The organism is Salipiger mucosus DSM 16094 (assembly GCF_000442255.1).
In the GTDB taxonomy this organism is placed as follows: domain Bacteria; phylum Pseudomonadota; class Alphaproteobacteria; order Rhodobacterales; family Rhodobacteraceae; genus Salipiger; species Salipiger mucosus.
On sequence record NZ_KE557273.1, the window covers coordinates 662,692 to 686,174 of the forward strand.

The 23,483-nt window shown below is 69.5% G+C and carries 20 protein-coding genes and 1 pseudogene; 8 read left to right on the forward strand and 13 right to left on the reverse strand.

Annotation, left to right across the window (positions count from 1 at the left end; translation table 11 throughout):
- The first annotated feature begins 71 nt into the window (after positions 1–71).
- A complete protein-coding gene (locus SALMUC_RS03350) occupies positions 72–1,019 on the forward strand; it encodes a LysR family transcriptional regulator (protein ID WP_020039614.1) in 948 nt (315 codons plus the stop codon).
- Here the strand turns inward: SALMUC_RS03350 and SALMUC_RS03355 are convergent.
- The 8 genes and pseudogenes from SALMUC_RS03355 to SALMUC_RS03385 all read right to left on the reverse strand — a co-directional run bounded on the left by SALMUC_RS03355 (position 1,000) and on the right by SALMUC_RS03385 (position 8,943).
- Entirely contained in the window at positions 1,000–1,719 is a 720-nt protein-coding gene (locus SALMUC_RS03355; protein WP_020039615.1) for a hypothetical protein, read from the reverse strand. The genes SALMUC_RS03350 and SALMUC_RS03355 overlap by 20 nt on opposite strands.
- A gap of 35 nt (positions 1,720–1,754) precedes the next feature.
- Positions 1,755–3,734: a M10 family metallopeptidase C-terminal domain-containing protein gene (locus SALMUC_RS27920; RefSeq protein ID WP_020039616.1), complete on the reverse strand. Its 1,980-nt coding sequence runs from the start codon at positions 3,732–3,734 to the stop codon at positions 1,755–1,757.
- 161 nt (positions 3,735–3,895) lie between these two features.
- Complete coding sequence (locus SALMUC_RS03365; RefSeq protein WP_020039617.1) at positions 3,896–5,167, reverse strand: hydroxymethylglutaryl-CoA reductase, degradative; 1,272 nt, start codon at positions 5,165–5,167, stop codon at positions 3,896–3,898.
- 31 nt (positions 5,168–5,198) lie between these two features.
- Positions 5,199–5,471 carry an SDR family NAD(P)-dependent oxidoreductase gene (locus SALMUC_RS31465; protein WP_021119774.1) on the reverse strand — a complete coding sequence of 91 codons (273 nt, stop codon included), beginning with the start codon at positions 5,469–5,471 and terminating at the stop codon, positions 5,199–5,201.
- A 91-nt stretch (positions 5,472–5,562) separates the two neighbouring features.
- Positions 5,563–5,964: pseudogene (locus tag SALMUC_RS31470) on the reverse strand (SDR family NAD(P)-dependent oxidoreductase); the annotation flags it as partial.
- 12 nt (positions 5,965–5,976) lie between these two features.
- Positions 5,977–7,320: a TRAP transporter large permease gene (locus SALMUC_RS03375; RefSeq protein ID WP_020039619.1), complete on the reverse strand. Its 1,344-nt coding sequence runs from the start codon at positions 7,318–7,320 to the stop codon at positions 5,977–5,979.
- Complete coding sequence (locus SALMUC_RS03380; protein WP_020039620.1) at positions 7,313–7,891, reverse strand: TRAP transporter small permease subunit; 579 nt, start codon at positions 7,889–7,891, stop codon at positions 7,313–7,315. Before SALMUC_RS03380 ends, SALMUC_RS03375 begins: the two co-directional genes overlap by 8 nt.
- Before the next feature lie 8 nt (positions 7,892–7,899).
- Positions 7,900–8,943, reverse strand: coding sequence for a TRAP transporter substrate-binding protein (locus SALMUC_RS03385; RefSeq protein WP_020039621.1), 1,044 nt, complete (start codon positions 8,941–8,943; stop codon positions 7,900–7,902).
- A gap of 176 nt (positions 8,944–9,119) precedes the next feature.
- Between SALMUC_RS03385 and SALMUC_RS03390 the strand changes: the two genes are divergently transcribed.
- The 5 genes from SALMUC_RS03390 to SALMUC_RS03410 are packed head-to-tail and all read left to right on the forward strand — an operon-like array spanning position 9,120 to position 13,277.
- Complete coding sequence (locus SALMUC_RS03390; RefSeq protein ID WP_021119775.1) at positions 9,120–9,824, forward strand: GntR family transcriptional regulator; 705 nt, start codon at positions 9,120–9,122, stop codon at positions 9,822–9,824.
- Positions 9,825–9,852: 28 nt separating this feature from the next.
- Positions 9,853–10,632, forward strand: a complete 780-nt coding sequence (locus SALMUC_RS03395; protein ID WP_020039623.1) for an SDR family oxidoreductase — start codon at positions 9,853–9,855, stop codon at positions 10,630–10,632.
- The gene (locus SALMUC_RS03400; RefSeq protein ID WP_020039624.1) at positions 10,632–11,585 is read left to right on the forward strand and encodes a 3-hydroxyacyl-CoA dehydrogenase; all 954 of its coding nucleotides are present in this window, start codon (positions 10,632–10,634) and stop codon (positions 11,583–11,585) included. The genes SALMUC_RS03395 and SALMUC_RS03400 overlap by 1 nt, the downstream gene beginning before the upstream one ends.
- 23 nt (positions 11,586–11,608) lie before the next feature.
- On the forward strand, positions 11,609–12,544 hold the full coding sequence (kce, locus tag SALMUC_RS03405) for a 3,5-dioxohexanoate:acetyl-CoA acetone transferase (protein ID WP_020039625.1): 936 nt from the start codon (positions 11,609–11,611) through the stop codon (positions 12,542–12,544).
- Positions 12,531–13,277 carry an SDR family oxidoreductase gene (locus SALMUC_RS03410; protein ID WP_020039626.1) on the forward strand — a complete coding sequence of 249 codons (747 nt, stop codon included), beginning with the start codon at positions 12,531–12,533 and terminating at the stop codon, positions 13,275–13,277. Before kce ends, SALMUC_RS03410 begins: the two co-directional genes overlap by 14 nt.
- A gap of 60 nt (positions 13,278–13,337) precedes the next feature.
- Here the strand turns inward: SALMUC_RS03410 and SALMUC_RS03415 are convergent, their stop codons facing one another.
- From SALMUC_RS03415 to SALMUC_RS03430, 4 genes are all read right to left on the reverse strand, one after another.
- Positions 13,338–15,353: a CocE/NonD family hydrolase gene (locus SALMUC_RS03415; protein ID WP_020039627.1), complete on the reverse strand. Its 2,016-nt coding sequence runs from the start codon at positions 15,351–15,353 to the stop codon at positions 13,338–13,340.
- A gap of 79 nt (positions 15,354–15,432) precedes the next feature.
- Entirely contained in the window at positions 15,433–16,731 is a 1,299-nt protein-coding gene (locus tag SALMUC_RS03420) for an ATP-grasp domain-containing protein (protein WP_020039628.1), read from the reverse strand.
- A gap of 73 nt (positions 16,732–16,804) precedes the next feature.
- Entirely contained in the window at positions 16,805–19,453 is a 2,649-nt protein-coding gene (cphA, locus tag SALMUC_RS03425) for a cyanophycin synthetase (RefSeq protein WP_037370995.1), read from the reverse strand.
- Positions 19,440–20,300 (reverse strand): cyanophycinase, encoded by an 861-nt coding sequence (locus SALMUC_RS03430; protein WP_020039630.1) that lies wholly within the window; start codon positions 20,298–20,300, stop codon positions 19,440–19,442. The genes cphA and SALMUC_RS03430 overlap by 14 nt, the downstream gene beginning before the upstream one ends.
- A gap of 188 nt (positions 20,301–20,488) precedes the next feature.
- Between SALMUC_RS03430 and SALMUC_RS03435 the strand changes: the two genes are divergently transcribed.
- On the forward strand, positions 20,489–21,415 hold the full coding sequence (locus SALMUC_RS03435; protein ID WP_020039631.1) for an isoaspartyl peptidase/L-asparaginase family protein: 927 nt from the start codon (positions 20,489–20,491) through the stop codon (positions 21,413–21,415).
- A 13-nt stretch (positions 21,416–21,428) separates the two neighbouring features.
- Here SALMUC_RS03435 and SALMUC_RS03440 read toward each other — a convergent pair whose 3' ends face one another.
- Positions 21,429–22,613 (reverse strand): GAK system CofD-like protein, encoded by a 1,185-nt coding sequence (locus tag SALMUC_RS03440; protein WP_020039632.1) that lies wholly within the window; start codon positions 22,611–22,613, stop codon positions 21,429–21,431.
- A 297-nt stretch (positions 22,614–22,910) separates the two neighbouring features.
- Between SALMUC_RS03440 and SALMUC_RS03445 the strand changes: the two genes are divergently transcribed.
- A complete protein-coding gene (locus SALMUC_RS03445; RefSeq protein WP_020039633.1) occupies positions 22,911–23,474 on the forward strand; it encodes a carboxymuconolactone decarboxylase family protein in 564 nt (187 codons plus the stop codon).
- Positions 23,475–23,483: the final 9 nt, after the last annotated feature.

A 23,483-nucleotide genomic window follows, 5' to 3' on the forward strand; every position in this document is an offset into this window, starting at 1 on the left:
GAATTGCCATCCATGGCAAAATGAGTAATGCTGCGTTCTCGAATCGAGAATGCAAAACAGGGCGATCCTGCATGAATTTTCACCTCGTTCCGCGCCCTCTGCTCTATGTCGAGGCGGTTGCCGAACACGGATCGGTCCAGGCCGCCTCGCGGGCGCTGGGAATCGCCGCATCGGCCATCGACCGGCACATCAAGTCGCTGGAAGAGGCGAATCGCGCGCCCCTGTTCGAGCGCCTCCCGCGCGGCATGCGCCCCACCGCGGCGGGCGAGGCGATGGTCGTCATGACCCGCCGCTGGCGCTCGGACGCCGAGCGGCTCGAGACCGACCTGCAGGAGATGCGCGGGCAGGAGCGCGGCAGCGTGCGCCTCGCCGCGATGGACAGCCTCGCCAACGGCGTGCTCTCGGACCTGCACGCCTGGCTCCGGGACGAGCATCCGCACATCCGCCTGACGCTCGACATCCTCGCGCCGACCGAGGCCGCGCGCGAACTCGACGAGGGCACGGTCGAGGTCGCCATGGCCTTCAACATGCCGCGCCTGCGGCACCAGCACGTCGTCTGGACCGAGAAGCTGCGCTTCGGCTGCATCGTCGCGCCCGGCCATCCGCTGGCCGACAGCGCCGAGACCTCGCTCGCCCGCGTCAGCGGGCATCCCCTCGTGTCGCAAAGCGCGATCCTGCCCACGCGGCAGTATCTCGACAACCGCTACGCCTGGTTCTTCGCCGAGAACGCGCCTGTCCTCGCCTCGAACTCGCTGCAACTTCTGAAGGGCGCCCTGCGGCAGGGCGAGGTCGCGATGATCACCTCCGAGCTCGACGTGCTGCCCGAGCTTGCGCGCGGCGAACTGCTGTTCCTGCCGCTCAAGGACAAGGGCCTCGCATCGCCCACGATCTCGGTGGTGATCGACGCGCGCCGCCCGCTCTCGCGGGCCGCGCGGCTGGTGTCGGAATGTCTCGTCTCGCGCACGCAGACCCTGCTGGCCGAGGCGCGCGGCACGCCGCTCAGCCCAGCTGGCAGCTGACCTCGCCGAAGCCCTCGACGCGCCCCGAGACGGCGGTCCCGGCGGGGAAATACTCGAGGCCGGACAGCGAGCCGGTGATGATCACCTGTCCCTCGCGCAGCCCGCCGCAGTGATCGCCGACATTGGCGCAGAAGACGCCAAGGTTCGACAGCGCCGAGCCGCCGGGCACCGTGGCCGCGGCCTCGATCACCTGCACCTCGCCGCAGCGCAGGGCGGCCTCGACGGTGCCGAAGTCGCTGCCGTCCCAGCCCTCCAGCACCGGACCCAGGATCAGCCCCGCGTTGATCTGCATGTCGGCCAGCTTCAGCATGGGGATCTCGTCCGCGCCCTCGAGCCGCGTGTCCACCAGCTCGATCACCACGCGCGGGCGGAACACCCGCGCCGGGTCCGCCATCGGGTCGGCGCCGGGCGGCGCGATCACCTCGAAGCCGATCTCCAGCTCCACGCCCATCCGGTCGCGCACCGCGACCCGCGCGCCCGAGGGCCGCGTCAGGTCGGCGCGGATCGGCGCGATCACCGGCGGCGCGTCGCCCTTGTCCGCGACCTTGAAGCCCGCGACATCGCCCAGCCGCGCCTGCACCCGCTGCTGGATGTCCAGCGCCTCGCCGTGGTCCGGCACCGGCAGCGCCGAGGCCTCCGCCCGCGTGCCGCTCTCGTGGGCGCCGATCAGCGCCTCCGCGACGGTGTCGATCGTGGTCATGTCCTGGTCCCTTCCTGCCCCGCGGCGCGGCCCGGTCAGATCAGGAAATCGTCCGCCGACAGGTCCATCACGCCCGACAGCTCGATCTCGAAATCCGCCGCGCCGTCGCCGTCGAAATCGGCCTGCACGATGGTGTTGCCTGCCTCGTGGCGATACCCCAGCTGGCCGGCCGCGTCCAACGCCGCGTCGCCGACCCAGTCGAAGGCCTGCTTGAAGCCGCGGGTCGTGTCGGCATCCAGCCGCGAGATCTCGATCCGGTCCTCTCCCGCGACGAAGTCGGTGATGACATCGCGGTTGCCGGCCCCCGGCCGCGACTCCTCGGCCTGGAAATAGATGAAGCGATCGCGCCGCCCGACATCGTCGCCGCCCGTCATCACGTCGGCGCCCAGGTTACCGTAAAGCGCGTCCGCTCCCGTGCCGCCGAGCAGACGGTCGTCGCCCGCCCGCCCGTAAAGCCGGTCCGAGACGCCGCCTCCCTGCAGCACGTTCACCCCCGCATCGCCGCGCAGGTTGTCGGCAAAGGCCCCGCCCACGAGGTTCTCGATCCCCGCGTAGGTGTCGCCCGCCGCGGCGCCCGCCGCGAAGAACCGCGCGAAGTCCGCGCCGCTGACGTCGGCCTGCAGGTCGACCAGCACGCGGCCCTCGGCCCGCAGGTGCAGCAGCGTGTCCACGCCCTCGCGCCCGTCGAAGCGCTGCCCGCCCGCGCGGTCGACCATCCGGTCGCCCGCCTCCGTGCCCAGCACCTCTGCCGCGTAGAAGCGCATGCGGATGTCGTTCTCCGAGCCGAAGCCGAAGCCGCGCTCCCAGACCGCGACGAGACGTCCGTCGTCCAGCTGCTCGATGTCCGAGTCCATGTTGACCGTGATCCGGTCCAGGTCGCCCGCAAGGCGCGCGACGTCGTCCACCGGTTGCCCGTCCGGGTCGAAGCGCAGCAGCCGCGTCTGCGGGAACTCCGGCCCCCAGCCGCCGGACACGTCGTAGGCGTAGCGCAGCAGCCAGCCGCCGTCGTCCAGTGCCGTGACCCCGGGATCGCCGATCCGGGGGCCGCTCCCGTCCTGCAGCGCGCTCCAGGTCTCGCCCGCCGTGCGGCCCTGCGCGTCGAAGCGCTGCACGAAGACCCCGTCGGTGAAATCGCCGGGCGAGTCCGGGCTCTCGTAGCTCAGGCCGCCCGACAGCAGCCAGCCGCCGCCGGGCAGGGCCTCGATCGCCGGCGAGACATGATCGTAGGCCGACCACGGGCGCCCGTCCGGCGTGGCCGGAAGGTCCAGCGCCTGCTGCGGGCCGCGCGGCTCGCCCTCGGCCGAGAACCGGCGGGTCATGATGCCCTCTTCGAGATAGTCGCTCTCCGGCGTCAGCTCCCGCGTGCCCCATGCGGCCAGGAAATCGCCGTCGGCCAGCACCTCGACGTCGCCCTGTAGCAGGAAAGCTCCGCCCGCTGGCTGGCTCAGCACGAACTGCCCGCCCTCGGGCGTGCCGTCCGCCGCGAGCAGTCGCGCCTGGATGCCCTCGGCGCGTTCGGTGCCGACGCCGTTGTCGTACCAGGTGACAATCATGCGCCCGTCGTCGAAGACGTCCAGCGCTGTGGCGCCGCTGTTTGCCGATCCGACGGCGTTGATCTCGAAAGCCGCGCCGCGCGGGTCGCCCGCGCCGTCGAAGAGACGGCCGCGCACGTAGGTCACCGGGGGATGGGGGTCCACCTCCGGGTCCCAACCGCTGGGATCGTACTCGCGCCAGCCCACGACGAAGCCGCCGTCGGGCCGGGCCTCGACCACCGGCGTCAGCTGCACCGAGACGGGGTTTTGATCGACCAGCCGCACTTCCGTCAGCGGGCTGCCTTCGGCATCGTAGAGCCGGTAGCGCAGGTTGCTGAGATCATCGGCGCCGCCGGGGCCGACCCAGACGACCACCACGTCGCCCGAGGGCAGGATCGCCACCTCCGGGTTTTCATGGCTCTCGTCGGATCTGTCGGGAGTATTGACGACGAAGGAGTCTCCGTCCGGGAGGGGGCTTGCCATGACAACCGGCCTTTCACTCTGGATAACGCCCCAGCCTCGTGGCGCGGGGGCGCGCGTGTCAATGGCGCGGGCGGGGAGGTGGTCTCAACAGGCTGTAATATATAGGAAAAAAACTTGGAAGGCGGTGCCCCGGCCCGTCCTTGGGCCGGGGCCGGGGGGCGTCAGCCCCCGCGCAGCTTCTCCAGCGCCTTGCGGCCCTCGGCCTCGGTCACCCGGCCGCCCGCGCGCAGCGCGGCGGCGACCTGCTCGACCTCGTCGCCGGTGGCGCCCACGGTGATCGCCACGTTCTGCGCGTGCAGCGCCATGTGGCCCTTCTGGATGCCGTCGGTCGCCAGCGCCCGCAGCGCGCCGAAGTTCTGCGCCAGCCCGACCGCGGCGGTGATTCGCGCCAGCGCCTCGGCGCTGTCGGTGCCCAGGATCTTCAGGCAGAGCTGCGCCACCGGGTGAATGCGCGTCGCGCCCCCCACGATGCCCAGCGACAGCGGCACCTCGATGGTCCCGGCGAGGTCGCCCTCGGCGGTGCGCTCCCAGTGGGTGAGGGGGCCGTACTGCCCGCCCTGCGCGGCAAAGGCATGGGCGCCGGCCTCGATGGCCCGGGTGTCGTTGCCGGTCGCCAGCACCACGGCCGAGATGCCGTTCATGATGCCCTTGTTGTGCGTCGCCGCCCGGTAGGGATCGGCCTCGGCGAACTCGGCGCCCAGCAGCATGGCCTCGACCACCTCCGCGCCGCCGATCTCGGCGGCCGGCCAGACCGCGCGGGCGCGCGCCAGCCGCCGGTCCGCGAGGTTCGACAGGATGCGCAGCAGCGGCCGCGCGCCGGTCCACTCGGCCAGCACCGGGGCCACGGTCTCGGCCATGGTGTTGACCGCGTTGGCCCCCATGGCGTCGCGCGTGTCGACGACGAGGTGCACCACCACCATGTCGCCCGCCCGCGTGTTCAGCAGCCGCACCTCCAGGTCGCGCAGCCCGCCGCCCAGCTCGGTGAGCTGCGGGTCCACCTCGTCGCACATGGCGCGGATCTCCTCGGCGCGGCCGAGGATCTCCAGCCGCGCGCGCTGCGGATCGCTCAGCCCGCAAAGCTGCACCTGCGCGATGGTCAGCGAGCCGGCATAGGAGGTGTGGAAGCCCCCCGTCGCCCGGCAGCGCTTGGCCGAGTTGCAGACCGCCGCGATGACCGAGCTTTCCTCGGTCGCCATCGGCACCAGCATCTCGCGGCCGTCGACCATCATGTTGGTCGCAAGGCCCAGCGGCACCGGCATGACGCCGATGGCATTCTCGATCATCCGCTCGACGAGCTCGCCCTCGACGGGGCCGAGGTGCTCCATCAGCGACAGGGCCTCTGCGTTGCCGCCAAGCCGTTCGGCGAGCACGCCAAGGCGCTCCTGCCGGCTCGCGGTGGCGAATCCCGGCAGACGGGACGTGGTGTCGGTCATGGTCTCCTCCCAGATACCGATGCGCGGGGGCTCAGCCCCGCATGAGATAACCGCCGTCCACCGGAATCATCGTCCCGGTGACGAAACGCGCGGCGGGCGAGGCGAGAAACAGCGCCGTGCCGGCCATTTCCTCCGGCTTGGCCCAGCGGCCCAGCGGGGTCCGCGCGGTGACGCGCTCGTCCAGATGCGGCATGTCCTCGCGCGCCTGCCGCGTCAGCGGCGTGTCCACCCAGCCGGGCAGGATGCAGTTCGCGAGGACCCCGTCCTTGGCCCAGGACACCGCGAGGCTGCGGGTCAGTTGCACGACCCCGCCCTTGGCGGCGGCATAGGCGGCGCTGGATTCGTTGGCGGAGCACCGACAGCATCGAGCCCACCGTGATGATGCGCCCGTCGCCGCGCTGCTTCAGCAGGGGGTAGAGTGCCTTGCAGGCGGTGAAGGTGCCCTTGAGGCTGGCGTCCACGACCGTGTCCCAGTCCTCCATCGTCAGGTCTTCCGGCGGCATGCGCCGGTTGGTGCCGGCGGCGCAGACCAGTACGTCCGCGCCGCCCAGCGTATCCTTGGCGGCCGTTGCCAGCCGCCTGCAGTCGCTTTCGGAGGCCGTGTCGCCGGCGATGAAATGCGCCGGTCCCGCGTCCTTCAGCCGTTGCACCGCCTCGCTGCCCCGCGTCTCGGACCGCCCCGAGACGAGCACGCTCGCGCCCGCCTCGAGAAAGCCCCGCGCGATGGCCAGGCCGATGCCGCTGGTCCCGCCGGTGATGACGACACGGCGGCCGCCCAGATCGAACATCGCGTGCATGGCATTTCCTCCTCAGTTGCCGATGGCTTTCGGCAGCCAGAGTACCAGCGCCGGGAACAGGATGCATAGCATGAGCCCGGTCACCTGGATCAGCACGAAGGGGATGATGCCCTTGTAGATGTCCCTGATCCCCAGTTCCGGCGGCGCGATGCCGCGCAGGTAGAACAGCGCGTAGCCGAAGGGTGGCGTCAGGAACGAGGTCTGCAGGTTCACCGCGACCAGCACCGCGAACCAGGTCAGCGTGATCCCCGAGTTGCCCAGCCCGAAGTCGAGATTGGCGATGATCGGCGCGAAGAGCGGCAGCACCACGTAGGAGATCTCGATCCACTCCAGGAAGAAGCCCAGCACGAAGATCAGCAGCATGATCAGCGCCAGCGTCTGGTAGGGCCCCGAGGCGATGGCCAGCACCGCGTCCTCGATCATGTAGTCCCCGCCCACGCGCTTGAAGATCGCGCTGAAGACCGTGGCGCCGATGGCCACCGTCAGGATCATCGCCGTGGTCAGCGCCGTTTCCTGCACGCATTCGACCAGGTTCTTCCAGGTCAGCTCGCGCATCACGGCCGCGAGGACCGTGGCCCCCAGCGCGCCGATGGCCGCGGCCTCGGTCGGCGTGGCGACGCCCGCCACGATCGAACCCAGCACGCCCAGGATCAGCAGCACCGGCGCCACGAGGTGTTTCGCCAGCGTGACGATGAGCTCGCCGGTCGAGGCGCTCTCGGGCTTCTCCGAGGGCGGCGCCTTGTTCGGGTCCATCCAGGTCGTGATCAGGATGTAGGCGGCATAGAGCCCGCCCAGCAGAACGCCGGGGATGACCGCGCCCATGAAGAGATCGCCGATGGAGATCGACAGGATGTCGCCCACCAGCACCAGCATGATCGACGGCGGGATCAGGATGCCCAGCGTGCCCGCCGAGCAGATCGTGCCCGCGGCCAGCGACATCGAGTAGTTCTGCTTGATCATCACCGGAAGCGCCATGAGACCCAGCATCACCACCGAGGCGCCGATGATCCCGGTCGAGGCCGCCATGACGACGCCCACGATGGTCACCGACAGCGCCAGCCCGCCCGGCCGCTGCGCGAACATGCGCTCCAGCGATAGCAGCAGGTTCTTGGCGATGTTGGATTTCTCCAGCATCAGGCCCATGAACACGAAGAGCGGTACCGCCAGCATCAGCCAGTTGGTCAGCGTGCCGGTGAAGATCCGCGACGACACGGTGTTGAGGAACACCATCGGCACGTCGCCGATGAAGGTGAACAGGATGCCGACGCCCGCCAGCACCAGCGCCACCGGGTAGCCCGAGAAGATGCCCGCGATCAGCACCGCGACCATCGACAGGGGAAGGACGTATTCACCCATGCGTCTCCTCCTTCGGTGACAGGATTCGGCCAATATTCACGAGGATGCGCCCGATCCCGGTGACCCCGAGGATCACGAAGCCGATGGGCAGGAAGGCCTTGGCCAGGTAGCGGTCCGTCAGCCCGCCGTAGTCCGACTGTTCACCCGTGCTGAACGAGAACTGCACGAAGCTCAGGCTGAGCCAGCCGATGATGATGCAGAAGGGCAGCAGGAACAGAACGTCGCCCAGCAGGTCGATGAGGGCCTGCTTGCGGGGGCTGAGGCTGCCGTAAACCAGGTCGACCCGCACATGCTGATTGCGTGCGAGCGCGTAGGACATGCCGAGCATGACGATGATGGCGAGCAGGTGCCACTGCAGCTCTGCGAGCCCGGTGAGCGTGAGCTCGGTGCCGAAGAGCGGCAGGTCCGTCTGCCAGGTGGCGATCTGCCCCACCTTGAACAGCGAGCCCACCACGGCCACCAGAACCAGCACGATCATCGGCAGCAGCAGCCAGGCCGCGGCACGGCCTGGCCATGCGCCCGCCTTCACGAGCGCATGGCCGACCCGCTCCAGAGAGGAACGCGTTTCCATTATGGATCTCAGTCAGCCGAGGGGGCCGCGGGGATCTGCTGCAGGTCGTCCCAGACGCGGGCCTTGTCCATGTAGGCCTGGATCGACTCATAGGCCTCGGCCACGATCTCGTCGTTGGCGGCGGCCTCTTCCAGGACCTCCTTGGAGGCCTCGCGCAGCGCGTTCAGCACCTCGTCGGGGAAGCGCTTGGTTTCCACGCCCTGGCTGCGGAACTCCTCGATGATCTCGCCCTGCGGCTCGGGAGCCGCGGCCAGCGACCAGGTGACGGTGGCCTTGCAGGCCGCGAGAACCTGATCCTGCACCTCTTCGCCGAAGCCTTCCCAGACGTCCATGTTGACGATCAGGGTGTTCCAGCTTGCCGGCTGGTGCCAGCCCGGGAAGTAGTAGTACTTGGCGATCTCGGGAAAGCCGAGCGACTTGTCGACGACCGGAAGCGAGAACTCGGTCGCGTCGATGCGGCCACGCTCCAGCGCGACGTAAAGCTCGCCGCCCGGGATCAGCTGGGTCGATGCGCCCAGCTTGTTCAGCACCTGGCCGCCCATGCCGGAAATCCGCATCCGAAGGCCCTGCAGGTCCTCGACCGAGTTGATCTCGGTGTTGAACCAGCCGCCCGGCTCGGGGGCGGTGACGTGGCAGGGCAGCATCTTCACGTTCAGCGGCGTGTAGGCCTTCTGAACGATCTCCATGCCGCCGCCTTCCCACATCCAGCCGGTGAACAGGTCCGGGCCGGGGCCGAAGGGCATCGCGCCGGCAAGGCCGGCGACGGGGATGGTGCCGCCCCAGTAGCCCATGAAGTCCCAGCCCGCCGGGATCGCGCCCGAGCTGACCTGGTTCAGCACTTCGAGGGCCGGCACGAGGTCGCCCGCGCCATGCACGCGCAGCTCGACTTCGCCGCCGGTCGCGGTGGCGATGTTCTCGGCCAGGACCTCGGCGCCTTCACCAAGGAACGGCATGTTCTTGGGGAACGTGCTGGCCACGTCCAGCGTCTCGGCGTGCACGAAGCCGGCCGACGCCGCGATGGCGGCCGCGGATAGGGTCGCTGTGAATTTCAAAGGATATCCTCCCGTTTTGACGCAACGGGGGCGCGGCCCCCGTGCGGTCCTCCTCGTTGGGTCACCCGGCTCCTTTCCGGGTGGCGATCCCTGGCCCTGGCGGCGCTTGGCTTGACTTTCGGTCGCCTGCCGCGCAAGCTGCGATCGCAGATCAAAGATAACGAAAGACGATGACGATGCAAGGTGTTTCTGATCACCCGTCCGGCGGCGCCAAGACGCCGCTGCGGCGTGACAGCCTGCAGCAGCAGATCTACGAAAGACTGCGTAACGGGCTGGTTTCAGGAGCCTTTCTTCCGGGGGAGACGGTGTCGAGCAGGGGGCTCGCACAGTCGCTCGCGGTCAGCGCGATGCCCGTGCGCGAGGCGCTGACGCGCCTCACCGCCGAGGGCGCCCTGGAGCTGACGAGCAGCCGCACCCTTCGCGTGCGCGTGCTGACGCCCGCCGACTTCGACGAGGTCACGACGATTCGCGTCGAACTCGAGGGCATGGCAGCCGAGCGCGCCGCGGGACAGGTCACCGAGGAGGATGTGGCGCGCGTGCGCGCGCTGCATGGTGACCTGACCGCCGCGGCTGAAACCGCCGACGCCGACCGCTACCTCGCCGCCAACGCGGCCTTTCATTCCGGCATCTACGCCGCCGCGCGCTGGCCGCTGCTGCTCAGCATGATCCAGCGGCTCTGGCTGACCGTGGGCCCCTCGATCCGGGCCAGCGTGCCCGACCACCTGCACATGGCGACCTCGATGCGCTTCCACGACGCGGCCGTCGAGGCCATCGGTGCCCGCGACGCCGAGGCCCTGCGCGCCGCCATCGTCGGCGATATCGAGACTGCCGCAAAGGACATCCGCGCCTTCCTGGCCGAGGAGGCCGGGGCGACGGACTGACACGACCACTAGGGAGGACATTCGAACCATGAGCATTCTCGCGTCCCTGACGCCGCCCGAGGGCCTGCGCGTGCTGGTCACCGCCGGCGCCGGCGGCATCGGCCACGCCATCGCCCGCGGCTTCGCCGAGACCGGCGCCCGCGTGCATATCTCCGACGTCGACGCCTCGGCGGTCGAGGCGGTCACCGACGAGCGCATCACCGGCAGCGTCGCCAACGCCGCCGATGACGCGGAGACCGAGGCGCTCTTCGCCGAGGCCGTCGACTCGATGGGCGGGCTCGACGTGGTCATCGCCAACGCGGGCGTCGCCGGCCCCACCGCCGGGGTGGGCGAGATCTCCACCGCCGAGTGGGACCAGTGCCTCGAGATCAACCTGCGCGGCGCCTACCTCGCCGCCCGCTTCGGCGCGCCCGAGCTGGTCAGGAGCAAGGGAAGCTTCATCGCCCTCTCGTCTGTCGCCGGCCGTCTGCCCTATGCCTACCGCACGCCCTACGCCGCCTCGAAGTGGGGCGTCGTCGGTCTCGCCAAGAGCCTCGCCGCCGAGCTCGGCCCCGAGGGCGTCCGCTCCAACGCGATCCTGCCCGGCATCGTGAAGGGCCCGCGCATCGACAAGGTCATCTCGGCCCGCGCCGAGCAGCTGGGCATCTCCTTCGAGGAGATGCGCGAGCAGTACCTCGCCAAGGTCTCGCTCCGCCGGATGGTCACCCCCGAGGACATCGCCGCCATGTGCCTCTTCCTCGCCAGCCCCGGCGGCGGCAACGTCTCGGGCCAGGCGCTCAGCGTCTGCGGCAACGTGGAGACCCTGTGATGTCCGACGCGCCGAAAATCGCCATCGTCGGCAGCGGCCTCATCGGCTGCGCCTGGGCCGTTTCTTTCGCGCGAGGTTCCTGTACGGTTTCCCTGTACGACCGGGACAGTTCGACCGTCGCGCAGGCCCCGGAGCGGGTCCGCACCATCGCCACCGACATGGAGGCCGCGGGCCTTCTGGGCGATGCCACCGCCGAAGAGATCTGCGCCCGCGTGAGCGTCGCCGACAGCCTCGAGCAGGCGCTTTCGGGCGTCTCTCACGTACAGGAAAACGTACCGGAAAAGCTCGAGATCAAGCAGGCGGTCTTCGCCGAGCTCGACAAGCTCGCCCCCGCCGACGCGGTGCTCGCCAGCTCGACCTCGGCCCTGCTGCCCTCGGCCTTCACCGAGCACCTTTCGGGCCGGGCGCGCTGCGTCGTGGCGCACCCCATCAACCCGCCCAGCCTGATCCCCGCGGTCGAGGTCGTCCCGGCCCCCTGGACCGACCCGGATGTCGTGGAGCGTACCGCGCAACTCATGGAAAGGATTGGACAAAAGCCGATCCGCATGAAGCGCGAGATCGACGGCTTCATCATGAACCGCCTGCAGGGCGCGCTGTTGCAGGAGGCGTTCCGCCTCGTCGACCAGGGCATCTGCGGCCCCGAGGACGTGGACATCGGAATCCGCGACGGTCTCGCACCCCGCTGGGCGCTCGTCGGACCCTTCGAGACCATCGACCTCAACGCCCCGGGCGGCGTGCGCGACTACGTCGAACGGTACGGCGGCATGTACGAACGCATGGCCCCCAGCCAGCGCGACCCCGCCGACTGGCGCGGCCCGGTGCTCGACACCATCGACACCGCCCGCCGCGCGACCGTCCCGCTCGAGGACATCCCCAAGGCCCAGGCCCGGCGCGACCGGCGCCTCGTTGCGCTCATGCAACACCTTGGAAACGCAGACAAAAAAGACAGATGACACGCCCCGGGAGGAGACCCGACATGCCCAGAACAAGCCGCAAGATCATCATCAGCTGCGCCGTCACCGGCGCGATCCACACGCCCTCGATGTCCAAGCACCTGCCGGTGACGCCGCGCGAGATCATCGACGACAGCCTCGCCGCCGCCGAGGCCGGCGCGACCATCCTGCACCTGCACGCCCGCGATCCCGAGACCGGCAAGCCCACGCAGGACCCCGACGCCTTCCGCGCCTTCCTGCCGCAGCTCAAGCAGAGCACCGGCGCGGTGCTGAACCTCACCACCGGCGGTTCGCCGCACATGTCGGTCGAGGAACGCATGCGCCCGGCGGCCGAGCTGAAGCCCGAGGTGGCCTCGCTCAACATGGGCTCGATGAACTTCGGCCTCTACCCGATGCTCAATCGTTTCAAGGAGTTCGAGCACGATTGGGAGCGCCAGCACCTCGAGAACAGCCGCGACCTGGTGTTCAAGAACACCTTCCGCGACATCGAGCACATCCTCACGACGGGCAATGCCAACGGCACCCGCTTCGAGTTCGAGTGCTACGACACCTCGCACCTCTACAACCTCGCGCATTTCGTCGATCGCGGGCTGGTGAAGCCGCCCTTCCTCGTTCAGACGGTCTTCGGCCTGCTGGGGGGCATCGGCGCCCACCCCGAGGACGTGGCCCACATGAAGCGCACCGCCGACCGCCTCTTCGGCGACGACTACGTCTGGTCGGTGCTGGGCGCGGGCCGCAACCAGATGCCGGTCGCCGCACAGGCGGCGGCGCAGGGCGGCAACGTGCGGGTCGGGCTCGAGGATTCGCTCTGGATCTCGCCCGGCAAGCTGGCCGAGAGCAACGCCGACCAGGTGCGCAAGGCGCGCGAGCTGCTGCAGGGGCTCAGCCTCGAGGTGGCCACGCCCGACGAGGCGCGCGAGATGCTGGACCTGAAGGGAGCCGAGAATGTCGCATTCTGAGACCGGCCCCGTCGTCGTCACCGGCGGCAGCCGCGGCATCGGCGCCGCCACCGTCGAGACGCTGGCAGCCGCCGGCCGGCCGGTGGTGTTTTCCTACGCCTCGAGCGACGCCGCCGCGCAGGAGGTCTGCGACCGCGCCGCGGCGGCCGGCGGGCAGGCCGTGGCGGTCAAGGGCGACGCTGCCGACGAGGCCGCCGTCGAGAAACTCTTCGCCACCTGCATCGAGCGTTTCGGCACGCCCACCGGCGTCTTCACCAACGCGGGCATCACCGGGCCGGTCAGCAACCTCGCGGACCTCGACGTGGCCGACCTACGCCGCGTGCTCGAGGTCAACGTGACGGGCACCTTCCTGGCCGCGCGCGCCGCCGTGCGCGCCATGGGCAAGTCGGGCGGGTCGATCGTGCTGATGTCGAGCCGCGCCGCCAAGCTGGGCAGCGGCGGCGAGTGGATCCACTACGCCGCCAGCAAGGGCGCGATCGACACGCTCTGCACCGGCCTCGCGCAGGAGGTCGGGCCGCAGAACATCCGCGTCAACGCGGTGGCGCCGGGTCTCATCGCGACCGAGATCCACGCCGCGGCGGGCCGGGAGCACCGGCTCGAGACGGCGGACAAGACCGTGCCGCTGGGCCGCGTCGGCACCGTGGAGGAGGTTGCCAAGGGCGTGCTCTGGCTGCTCTCGGACGACAGCGCCTACGTCACCGGCACGATCATCGACATCGGCGGCGGCCGCTGACGGCGGCGCGGCGAGGGCCGCGCCGACATCGAGCAGGGCAGGGGCCGCGCGCGGCCCCGCTCAGACCAGGTTGCGGGGGATGGTGACGTCCCACTCCTGGTCGCGGACCTCGCGGTCCCCCTCCCAGGCCTGCATGCGGGCGGTGATGCGGAAGTTCGTCGTATCGCCGGTGAGCCGGGTCGTCGTGACGGTCTTCACCGACCAGTCGTCGCGCGCCATCTCGTGCACCCAGGTCACCTCGCCCTCGGCCGAGGTCGGATCGTCGGGCAGCACCGAGTAGCGCTCGAACCCCTCGGACGAATGGTAGAAATCCTGCGCCTTGATGCGCACGCCGCCCTCGTGGTCGCGCACCTCGACGGTGAGCCGCCCGGTGTCGCGATCCTCGCCCACGGTCCACTCCGCCTGCGGCGGCACCGAGACGGCAAGCTCCAGCGGTTCGGCCGCGCGGGGCGTGCCGAGATCGCGCACGGGTGTCTCCGTGCGGGCGCGCACCGGCAGGTCCAGTTCCGAGGATCCGGGCAGCACGGTCATGGTCACCGGCTCGGGCGTCGGCCAGGCGATGGGGAAATACCCGGTCGAGAGCGACAGCCGGATGCGGTGCCCGGCCCGGAAGGTCTGCGCGACGTGCTTGAAGGGCACCTCGACGGTATAGACCTTGCCCGGCTCCAGCGGCGCCGGGTCCTCGTGGCCGTCGCGGTGCGTCAGGTTCAGCAGCCCGTAGCTCACCCGCGTCGCGGCACCGTCCGGCGCCACGTCCACCAGGCGCGCGGCGACCTGCGCGACGGGGCGGTCGACCTTGACCGTCAGCGTCAGCCGCGCATCACCCGCGATCTCGAGGTCGGCCTCGAGCGGGGCGGTGTCGAAGGTCAGGCTGCCCGCGTCCTCGCGGCGCTGATCGCCCGGCTGGTCGCCCACATGCGCGTAGGAGCACCACTTGCCCGCGTGCTGGCCCACCCAGAGCGGCGAGCGGATTTCGAGCGCGGCATCATCGGCCGCCTTCGTGCCGCCAAGCTGCCCGTCCGCCCCCAGCGCATAGGCCGTGCGCGTGATGTTGGGCGAGGGCCACGCGGGCTCGGTGATCCAGCGGCCGTCGCGGCGTTCGTAGAAACCGCGCGGCTCGGCATGGTCCTGCATGAAGAGCCGCAGCGGCGGCTCGTCCGCGATGCCGGTGTCCTGCCCCTTGAGCCACTGGTCCCACCAGCGCGTCTCCTCGGTCAGCCAGTCGACGGCGGGGCCGGGCTCGCCCAGGTGCGGATACTTGTGCGACCAGGGGCCCACGATGCCCTTGACCGGCGAGCTCAGGTTCTCGACCAGCCGGAAGACCGAGCGGCAGTAGCCGTCGGCCCAGCCGCTGACGGCATAGACCGGCACCTCGATGTCGGCGAAATTCTCGCAGACCGAGCCGTGCTCCCAGAAGGCGTCGCGCGTCTGGTGGCGCAGCCATTTCTCCAGCCAGAGCCCGGAGCCGTCGAGCCGTTCCTCCCAGAGCGCGCGCCAGCGCTCGCCCACGTGCGCGGGATCGGGCGGCAGGGTGTTGATGCCGAACATGACCGAGGCCCAGGACAGCTGGTCGCAGAGCAGCGTGCCGCCCATGTAGTGGATGTCGTCGGCGTAGCGGTCGTCGGTCGAGCAGATGGTCACCACGGCCTTGAGCGCGGGCGGCCGAAGCGCCGCGATCTGCAGACCGTTGAAGCCGCCCCAGGAGATGCCGACGATGCCAACGCCGCCGTCGCACCAGGCCTGCTCGGCGATCCAGGCGATCGCGTCGCAGCCGTCCTGAAGCTCGATCTCGGTATACTCGTCCTCCATGACGCCGTCGGACTCGCCCGTGCCGCGCAGGTCGACGCGCACGTAGGCATAGTCGCGCGCCGCCAGCCAGGGCGCGCGGGCGTGGTCGCGTTCGAGCGTCTTGTCGTTCTTGCGATAGGGGATGTACTCGAGGATCGCCGGAACCGGCCGCGTCTCGGCGTCCTCCGGCATCCAGATCCGCGCCGCGAGGCGGGTGCCGTCGGGCATCGGGATTTCGACGTGCTCGAGTTCCCGCACCGGGCGGGGCAGTTCGGTCTCGATCTTCATGGATTCGCTCGGTCCGGGGTAGGGGCGGTTGGCGCAGGGTATTGGGCGCCGGACCATGAAAGTCCAGCGCCCGTTGCCGCTACTCGACGATATCCGAGAACTCGTAGTTCAGCTTCTTCATCACCTGCTCGTAGTTCCACAGCAGCTTGGACTGCTTGCTGGCCCCCATCCAGACCGAGGCCACCGCGAAGCTGTAGGCGTCCTGTTCGGGCAGGTCCGAGAGCATCGAGCCGCGCGTCACGTAAGAGGTGATCCGCGTGCCCTCGACCTGCTCGGCGGCGACCTCGATCTCCGCCCGGGACGGCGCGCGGGCGACCTTGGCGTCGCGGAAGAAGACCCGGTAGAAGAACTCGGCCGCCACGTTCTCGGGGCCCTCGCCGCTGGGCATGTCGGGTTTCCGGCCGAGGCCGACGTCGATGGTCACCTGCTGGTGGCTGACGCCGTCGACCATCTCGAAGAGGTCGCAGTGCGACTGCGCGATGCGGGTGTTGATCTCGAGCAGCCAGATCTTGTCCTGCACCTCGTCCCAGTAATACTCGATGTTGAAACCCGCGTTGTCATAGCCGATGTGCGCCATGATCGTGCGGGTGATCTCGTACATCTTGTCCTGCACCTTCTTCGGAAGCTGCGAGGGATAGAGGTAGTAGAAGAAGCTCAGCACCTGCGGGTAGCGGATCGAGTCGACCGTGCCGTAGGGCACCACCTCGCCGTTGTGGACGTAGCCCTCGACCGTGCACTGTCGTCCGCCGATGACCTGCTCGGCCATGCAGTAGTGGCCCTCGACGCGGCTGATCTCCTCGGGCAGGTCGGCCTGGTTCAGCACGTGGTCGAAAGGCTCGCCGATGGTGCGGATCTCGGCGCGCAGCTTCTCGATGGCGAAGTCGAAGTCCTCGGGGCTGTCGATGCGGAAGCCCAGCCGCGAGCCCGAGGACTTGATCGGCTTCACGAAGAAGGGAAAGCGCAGGTCGGCCTCGCCGATCTTCGACAGCGCGTCGTCGTCGAAGGGATCGAAGGCGGTGAACTTCGGGATGTGATCGGGGATCGACTCCCGCATCACGCAGCGCGACCAGTACTTGTGCTCGCACTTCAGAAGGCTTTCGAGCGAGGCCTGCGGCGTGCCGTATTTCTCGCAGAGGATCGGCAGCATGGTCGAGACGGGAAAGTCGATGTAGCCCACGATGGCGTCGATGGAGCCGTCGAAGGCATCGAGCGTCGCCTCCGCTTCGGCCAGCATCGCGGGAATGTCGAAGTCCTGCGTCTCCGAGACCTGCGCCGGCGTGAGCAACTGGTGGAATTCCACGTCCTCGACGCCGCGCAGGCGCTCGAGGCGCTCGGCGTTCAGCTTGTTCAGGCCGATCACGAATACGTTCTTGGTCATTGTTTCCCCCTTCGCTGGGACGTGCGCAGACCCGCCGGACGACATCCGGCGGGCGCGCCCGTGTCGGCGTTGATCAGGTCTGGGCCAGTTCGGCCTGCGTGGGGAAGCTGCGCCCCTTCAGCCGGTCTGTCGTGCCCTCGATGTCGTCCACCAGCAGCAGCAGGAAGTCGCCCTGCCGCGCCTCGTCGATGGCCCGCTCGACGGCCTCGGCCTCGCCCATGATGACCTCGACCCGGCCGGTGGCGCCCGAGTTCCGCGCCCCGTCCGAGATCAGCTTGGCGACCTCGCCCTCGGCGCGGCCGCGGGCGTCGGTCTCGTAGACGAAGACCGCGTCGCACATCTTGGCCAGCTGCGCGCCGAGCGCCTCGAGGTCCTCGTCGCGGCGGTTGCCGGGCGCGGTCGAGACGGCGATCTTGCGCTTGGTGCCCAGCCCCGAGACCAGCGGCTCGAGCGCGACCAGCGCGGGCACGTTGTGGCCATAGTCGATCAGGCACTTCACGCCGTCGGCCTCGAAGTAGTTGGTCCGCCCGGGCATCTGCGCCGGGGTGGGGTGGAAGGTCAGCAGGCCGGCACGGATGTCGTCGATCTCGACCCCGTGGCCGATGGCCGCCGCCGCCGCCGCCATGGCGTTCTGCACGTTGAAGGGAGCATGCCCCTCGAAGGCGATGGGCACGTCGTTGACCTCGACGATCTCGACGGTGACCTTGCCGCGCAGCATGACGATCTTGCCCTGCTTCACCGTCAGCACCATGCCGTGACCGGCGAGATGCTCGGCCAGCGCCGGGTTCTCGGGGTCCATGGTGAAATAGATGATCTCGCCACGGGCCCAGTAGGTGCCGTGTTCCATCACCAGCGGATCGTCGGCGTTGAGCACGCAGTAGCCGCCTTCGCCCTTGCGCTTGACCGCGTCGACCACGACCGTCTTGCACCGCGCGAGTTCCTCGAGCGTGTGGATGTCGCGCTCGCCCAGGTGATCCGAGGCGATGTTGAGCAGCACGCCCACGTCGGCCTCGTCGAAGCCGAGGCCCCGGCGCATGATGCCGCCGCGCGCCACTTCGAGCACCGCGTGTTCGACCGTGGGCTCGTGCAGCACGGCGTGGGCGGCCGCGGGGCCCGAGTAGTCGCCGCGCAGGATGACGTGGTTGTCGATCTCGACCGTGCCGGTGCAGCCCATGCCGACCGACTTGCCCGACTGGCGCAGGATATGCGTGGTCAGGCGCGTGGTCGTGGTCTTGCCGTTGGTGCCGGTGATCGCGGTGATCGGCACGCGGCCGTCGTCGGTGGGATCGGGGAACAGCATGTCGACCACGTGCTCGCCCACCGGGCGGGGATCGCCGTGGGTGGGGGCCATGTGCATGCGGAAGCCGGGGCCGGCGTTCACCTCGACCACGCCGGCCGACTGTTGCTCCAGCGGCACGGTGAGGTTCTCGGCCAGCAGGTCGATGCCGATGACGTCGAGCCCGACAAGCCGGCCGATGCGCTCCATGGCGAACTTGACGTCGGGGTGCACGTCGTCGGTCAGGTCGGTCGCCGTGCCGCCGGTCGAGATGTTGGCCGTGGACTTGAGAAAGGCCAGCTCGCCCTCGGGCAGCACGGTCTCGAGCGTCAGGCCCGCCTGTTCCAGCATCCGCTCGGTCTGTGCGTCCACGTCGATCTGGGTCAGCAGGTTCTCGTGGCCGACGCCGCGCCGCGGGTCGGCGTTCTCGATGTCGATGAGCTGCTGGATCGTGTGTTTGCCGTCGCCGGTCACATGCGCCGGGCGGCGCCTTGCGGCCGCGACCAGCTTGCCGCCGATCACCAGCATGCGGTGATCCTCGCCCTTGATGTAGCTCTCGACGATCACCGCGCCGGAGTCGTCGCGCACGCGGGCCAGGGCGGCCTCGAAGCCGGCCGCGAGATCCTCGTCATTGGCGATGTCGGTGGTCACGCCGCGCCCGTGGTTGCCCGAGAGCGGCTTGGTCACGACCGGCCAGCCGATCCAGGCGGCGGCCTCCTTCGCCTCGTCGACGGAATAGCAGATCTGGCCCTGCGGCACGGGGATGCCCGCGTCGCCGAGGATCTGCTTGGTCCATTCCTTGTCGTCGGCGATCGAGTGGCCGATGATGCCCGAGGCGTCGGTCACGGTCGCCTGGAACTTGCGCTGCTTCACCCCGTGGCCGAGCTGGGTGTAGCTCGTGCCCTCGGTCAGGTTGGTGGCGGGAATGTTGCGCGCCTTGGCGGCGTTGACGATGGAGCCGGTCGAGGGGCCGAGCGCGTTGGCATCCCGCACCTCCTTGAGGTGGTCGATGATCGGATCGAGGTCCACGTCCTCGCCGTCGTAGAGTTTCTGCACGATCTCGACGGCCGCCTCGCCGGCGGCGAGGCCCGTGGCCTCGTCGCGGTAGCGGTAGACGACGTTGTAGATGCCGGCATCGTAGCTGTCGACGGTCTTGCCGTAGCCGACCGAGAAGCCCACGAGGTTCTGCAACTCGATCGCGACATGCTCGACCATGTGGCCGGCCCATGTGCCGCGCTCGACCCGCTGCAGGAAGCCGCCCGGTTCACCGACCGAGCAGCGGTGGTCGTGGATCGTGGGGATCAGCGACTGGAGGTTCTGCGCGATGCCCGGCACCTTGTCGCTGGGCCGGTCTTCCAGTTCCTCGATGTCCAGCCGCATGTAGATCGCTTTGTAGCGGCTGTAGTAGTTCGGTCCGCGAAGAGCGCGGCATTCAAGTATCTGCAAACTCATGCTCCAGGTTTTCGGCCCGGAGCTCGTCCGGGCTTAGGACCCGTTGATCCGCCATGTCGTAGGCATAGCCGTCGACCAACGCGTGCATGATGACGTTCTGGACGCTCACCGCCTCGCCGTCACCCAACTCGAAAACATTCGAGCCGGTAATGCGGCTGCTGTCAATGAGGATGACGTGACCCGGCCCGAAGACACGCAGCAGGTCGCCGTCGAAGAAGACGGCCGCATCCTCGCCAAGACCCACGCCGAGGTATTCGGGATTGGTCGCGCCGACCTCCATCAGGCGCGAGAAACGCCCGCGCTCGAGGAAGTGGGTGTCCATGATGACGCCGTCCACGAGGCCGAACCCGGCCGACATCTTGACCGCGCCCTTGCGCAGGCAGTCGTCGGCCGGACCGCCGTAGACCATCGTGCGCGACTGGCAGGCGGCGCCCGCGCTCGTGCCGGCGATGACGGTGCCGCGTTCGTGGCAGGCGCGCAGCGTGTCCAGCGCCACCGAGGCGCCCAGCACGTTTGTCAGCCGCATCTGGTCGCCGCCCGAGATGAAGATCACGTCCGAGCGGCGGATCATCTCGACGAAGGTGCCGGATTCCGCGTCCTGCCGGTCGCGAATGCGGATATCGAGCACCTCGGAGGCGCCAAGTGCGCCGAAGGCCTGGTCGTATCCGGCGAAGACATCGTCGGGGATGCTGCTGGCCGTGGTGATGACGCCGACGACAGGGGCGTCCTTTTGCGACAGCGACAGGACCCGGCGCAGGATGTCTCCGCGCGACGTCTTCTCCTCGGCGCCGCCGATGGCGACGAGCGCGCCCTTGCGGGGCACCTGGACGGACATGTTCATTTCTTTGTCTCCGGAGGATGATGACGTCATATCGGCAACATGACTACAGCATGTCAGCAGGTGATTGACAGAGCGTATCCACTGGATGAAACGATCCGGTGCCCGCGCAGCACACATCCTGCCCTCCACGAGGCAGCCGATCGGGCGCGCGGCAGATTTTGGACCCCCATTGCAGCCGAGGGATCGCCATGACTCGCAGTTTCACCCTTGCCGTCCACGGCGGTGCCGGCGTCATGCCGCGCGCCCAGATGACACCCGAGCGCGAGGCGGCCTGTCACGCCGCGCTCGCCCGTGTGCTCGCGGCGGGCGAGGCGGTGCTGGCCGCCGACGGCACCGCGCTGGATGCCGCGGTGGCGGCGGTCTGCGCGCTCGAGGACGAGCCGCTCTTCAACGCGGGGCGCGGCGCGGTCTACACCCGCGAGGGCCGGCAGGAGATGGATGCCGCCGTCATGGACGGTCGCGACCGGCGCGCAGGGGCGGTGGCCGGGCTTTTCGGGCCGCGCAACCCGGTGCTCGCGGCGCGGGCCGTGATGGAGACCACGGACCACGTCCTCATGATGGGCGAGGGCGCGCTCGCGGTGGCGCGGGCGGCGGGGCTCGATCTCGCCGAGCCCGACTACTTCTTCACGCAGGAGCGCTGGGATACGCTGCAGGAAACGCTGCGAATGGAGCGCGAGGGCGTTCTGGACGACGATCCCTCGCGCCGGCACGGCACGGTTGGCGCGGTGGCCCGCGACCGCGATGGCAATGTCGCCGCCGCCACCTCGACCGGCGGCATGACCGCCAAGCGGCCCGGCCGGGTGGGCGACAGCCCGGTGATCGGCGCGGGCACCCATGCCGACAACGCGACCTGCGCGACTTCCGCCACCGGCGACGGCGAGGCCTTCCTGAGGCTCTGCGTGGCGCACGAGATCGACGCGCGCATGCGGCTGGCGGGGCTCAGCCTGGCGCAGGCCGCCGAGCAGGTGGTGATGAGCGATCTCGCGGCGATCGGCGGCTCCGGCGGGCTGATCGCGGTGGATCGCGATGGCCGGGTCTCGATGCCCTTCAACTGCGAGGGCATGTATCGCGGCGTGCTGACCGAGGGGCAGTCGCCGGAAACCTCGGTCTACTGAGGGGCGCGGGCATTCAGGCCAGCGAGATCAGCGCCTCGGCCACCGCCTGCGCATCGTAGCGGTCCGGCTCGGCGGCCTTCTGCAGGGGCAGGCGGTGGCACGGGATGCCGAAGCGTTCGGTCACCTCGGCGCAGTCCGAGGGCGAGACCGAGCTATCGCAGAGCACATGCGTCATCAGCCGGCGGGCGGGCACCTCTTCGCGGATATCGGCATGCAGCGGTGCCAGGATCGCGGCGACGCGGTCAGCGAGAGACTGTCCCGGCGCCTCGGGGTCGCGACCGAGGCTTGGCAGGTAGACCTTGGGCACGTGCCGCGCGGCGATGGCCCGGCCGACGCCGGCGGGCAGGAGGTTGGCGACGACGCTGGAATAGAGGCTCCCCGGCGGGTAGCAGATCACGTCGGAGCGGTCGATGAGCCTGCGGTTGCGCTTGGGCAGCGGCACCTGCGCGGGCGTGATCTCCTGACTGCCGTCGCTGAGAAAGCAGCGGGTGACGGGGCTGTCGATGGGCGGCGCCTCCTTGCCGCTGATGAGCCGCTGGCTGAGGATGCGCCGCCCGTCGGCGAGGTCGACCCCGAGCTGCAGGTTCGCGTCGACCACGGCGCGCACGGTGCCGCGCACGTCCACCATCTTGGTCATGAGGAACAGCACCGGCTCGAGCGCGCGGCCCTCGTCGAGATAGCCGCCCGCAAGGATCAGGTTGCCGATGCTGGCATTGCGGTAGTCGAAGCCGTCGGGAACCTGCGCGGCAAAGCTCCTGAGCCGCGCCTGGATCAGCCCGCGCATGGGTTTCGTGACGGCGGCCATCAGCGGGTGCCTGCCCCCGATCATGGCATCGAGTTCAGCGCGCAGCTCGGCCTGCGGGGCGCTGCGCGACAGCCGGTGGCTGAAGAGCGCGTAGATGTCGGGCTGGCCCAGCACGGATTCGTCCGCGAGTGCCATCAGGCGGCTCCGCAGGTCGCCCACCGCCGGCATGTCGAAGACCTCGCGCAGGATCTGCGAGCTTCCGCCGCTGTCGAAGGGCGTGATGAGGTGGATCGAGTTGTAGGTATAGTGCTTGAGCTGCCGCGAGATGCCGTTGAGCGCGCTGCCCCCGCTGAAGAACAGCACCCTCGGGCCGAGGTGCGGCGCGCTGCGCGCGCGGGCGGTGCGCAGGTCGTCGGGCAGCCTGATCTCGCGTTCGATCCGGATTTCGGTCATGTGGTCGTCACCCGGTTTTCGAGACAGGGCGGGAAACTGTCTTCGATCTGTGGCCGTCATCGGACGCATGTGTCTGCACGGACCCCGTGAACGTCATACGCCCGACAACGCCCGCTGTCATCCGCAACGGTCCGCAGGTGCTCGTGGAGGTCAAGCCGCGGCCTCGGTTGCGGCGGCGCGCTCGGCTTCCATCTCCTCGTGGATTCCTGCGGCGATTTCGCTCGCCTCTTCGCCGGGCTATCTCGACCTTGGAGCGCCTTTGGAGCGCGCTGCCCTTGCACGAACGGAGAGACCGCAATGACCGACTGGCCCGAACAGCGCCTGGCCGCGCCCGATCCCGAAACCTACGACGCGCGGCAGCGCGAGATCCACGAGGCCATCGCGAGCGGTCCGCGTGGCGGTGTCCAGGGGCCGCTCGCGGTCTGGCTGAACCGGCCCGAGCTGGCCGCGCGGGCGCAGGACCTCGGGCGCTACTGCCGTTACGACAGCGCGCTCGAGCCGCGCCTGTCGGAGCTGGCGATCCTGACCATGGCGCGGCACTGGGGCGCGGAATTCGAGTGGTACGCACACAAGTCGCCCGCGCTGGAGGCGGGCCTCTCGCCCGGGCTGGTCGAGGCGATCCGCACCGGCGCAGAGCCGCGCTTCGCGGATGCCGAGGAGCGCGTGGTGCATGCCGTCGCGCGCTCCGTGCTGGAGACCCGTGGGGTGTGCGACGCGCTTTACGCCGAGGCCGAGCAGGTGCTGGGCACGGATCGACTGGTCGACCTGGTCGGGGTGCTTGGCTACTACTCGCTGATTTCCATGACGCTGAACGTCTTCCGCATCTCGCCCCCGCCGGAGGCAGACCGGGAGCTGTCGTGACGGCGGCGC

Coding starts and splice junctions, on each gene's coding strand:
- SALMUC_RS03365 (WP_020039617.1), bottom strand. CDS start 5,167: ATGACCGACACCACGTCCCGTCTGCCGGGATTCGCCACCGCGAGCCGG.
- SALMUC_RS03400 (WP_020039624.1), top strand. CDS start 10,632: ATGTCCGACGCGCCGAAAATCGCCATCGTCGGCAGCGGCCTCATCGGC.
- SALMUC_RS03350 (WP_020039614.1), top strand. CDS start 72: ATGAATTTTCACCTCGTTCCGCGCCCTCTGCTCTATGTCGAGGCGGTT.
- SALMUC_RS03395 (WP_020039623.1), top strand. CDS start 9,853: ATGAGCATTCTCGCGTCCCTGACGCCGCCCGAGGGCCTGCGCGTGCTG.
- SALMUC_RS03430 (WP_020039630.1), bottom strand. CDS start 20,300: ATGAACATGTCCGTCCAGGTGCCCCGCAAGGGCGCGCTCGTCGCCATC.
- SALMUC_RS27920 (WP_020039616.1), bottom strand. CDS start 3,734: ATGGCAAGCCCCCTCCCGGACGGAGACTCCTTCGTCGTCAATACTCCC.
- SALMUC_RS03355 (WP_020039615.1), bottom strand. CDS start 1,719: ATGACCACGATCGACACCGTCGCGGAGGCGCTGATCGGCGCCCACGAG.
- SALMUC_RS03375 (WP_020039619.1), bottom strand. CDS start 7,320: ATGGGTGAATACGTCCTTCCCCTGTCGATGGTCGCGGTGCTGATCGCG.
- SALMUC_RS03390 (WP_021119775.1), top strand. CDS start 9,120: ATGCAAGGTGTTTCTGATCACCCGTCCGGCGGCGCCAAGACGCCGCTG.
- SALMUC_RS03380 (WP_020039620.1), bottom strand. CDS start 7,891: ATGGAAACGCGTTCCTCTCTGGAGCGGGTCGGCCATGCGCTCGTGAAG.
- SALMUC_RS03415 (WP_020039627.1), bottom strand. CDS start 15,353: ATGAAGATCGAGACCGAACTGCCCCGCCCGGTGCGGGAACTCGAGCAC.
- SALMUC_RS03435 (WP_020039631.1), top strand. CDS start 20,489: ATGACTCGCAGTTTCACCCTTGCCGTCCACGGCGGTGCCGGCGTCATG.
- kce (WP_020039625.1), top strand. CDS start 11,609: ATGCCCAGAACAAGCCGCAAGATCATCATCAGCTGCGCCGTCACCGGC.
- SALMUC_RS03445 (WP_020039633.1), top strand. CDS start 22,911: ATGACCGACTGGCCCGAACAGCGCCTGGCCGCGCCCGATCCCGAAACC.
- SALMUC_RS03420 (WP_020039628.1), bottom strand. CDS start 16,731: ATGACCAAGAACGTATTCGTGATCGGCCTGAACAAGCTGAACGCCGAG.
- SALMUC_RS03440 (WP_020039632.1), bottom strand. CDS start 22,613: ATGACCGAAATCCGGATCGAACGCGAGATCAGGCTGCCCGACGACCTG.
- SALMUC_RS03410 (WP_020039626.1), top strand. CDS start 12,531: ATGTCGCATTCTGAGACCGGCCCCGTCGTCGTCACCGGCGGCAGCCGC.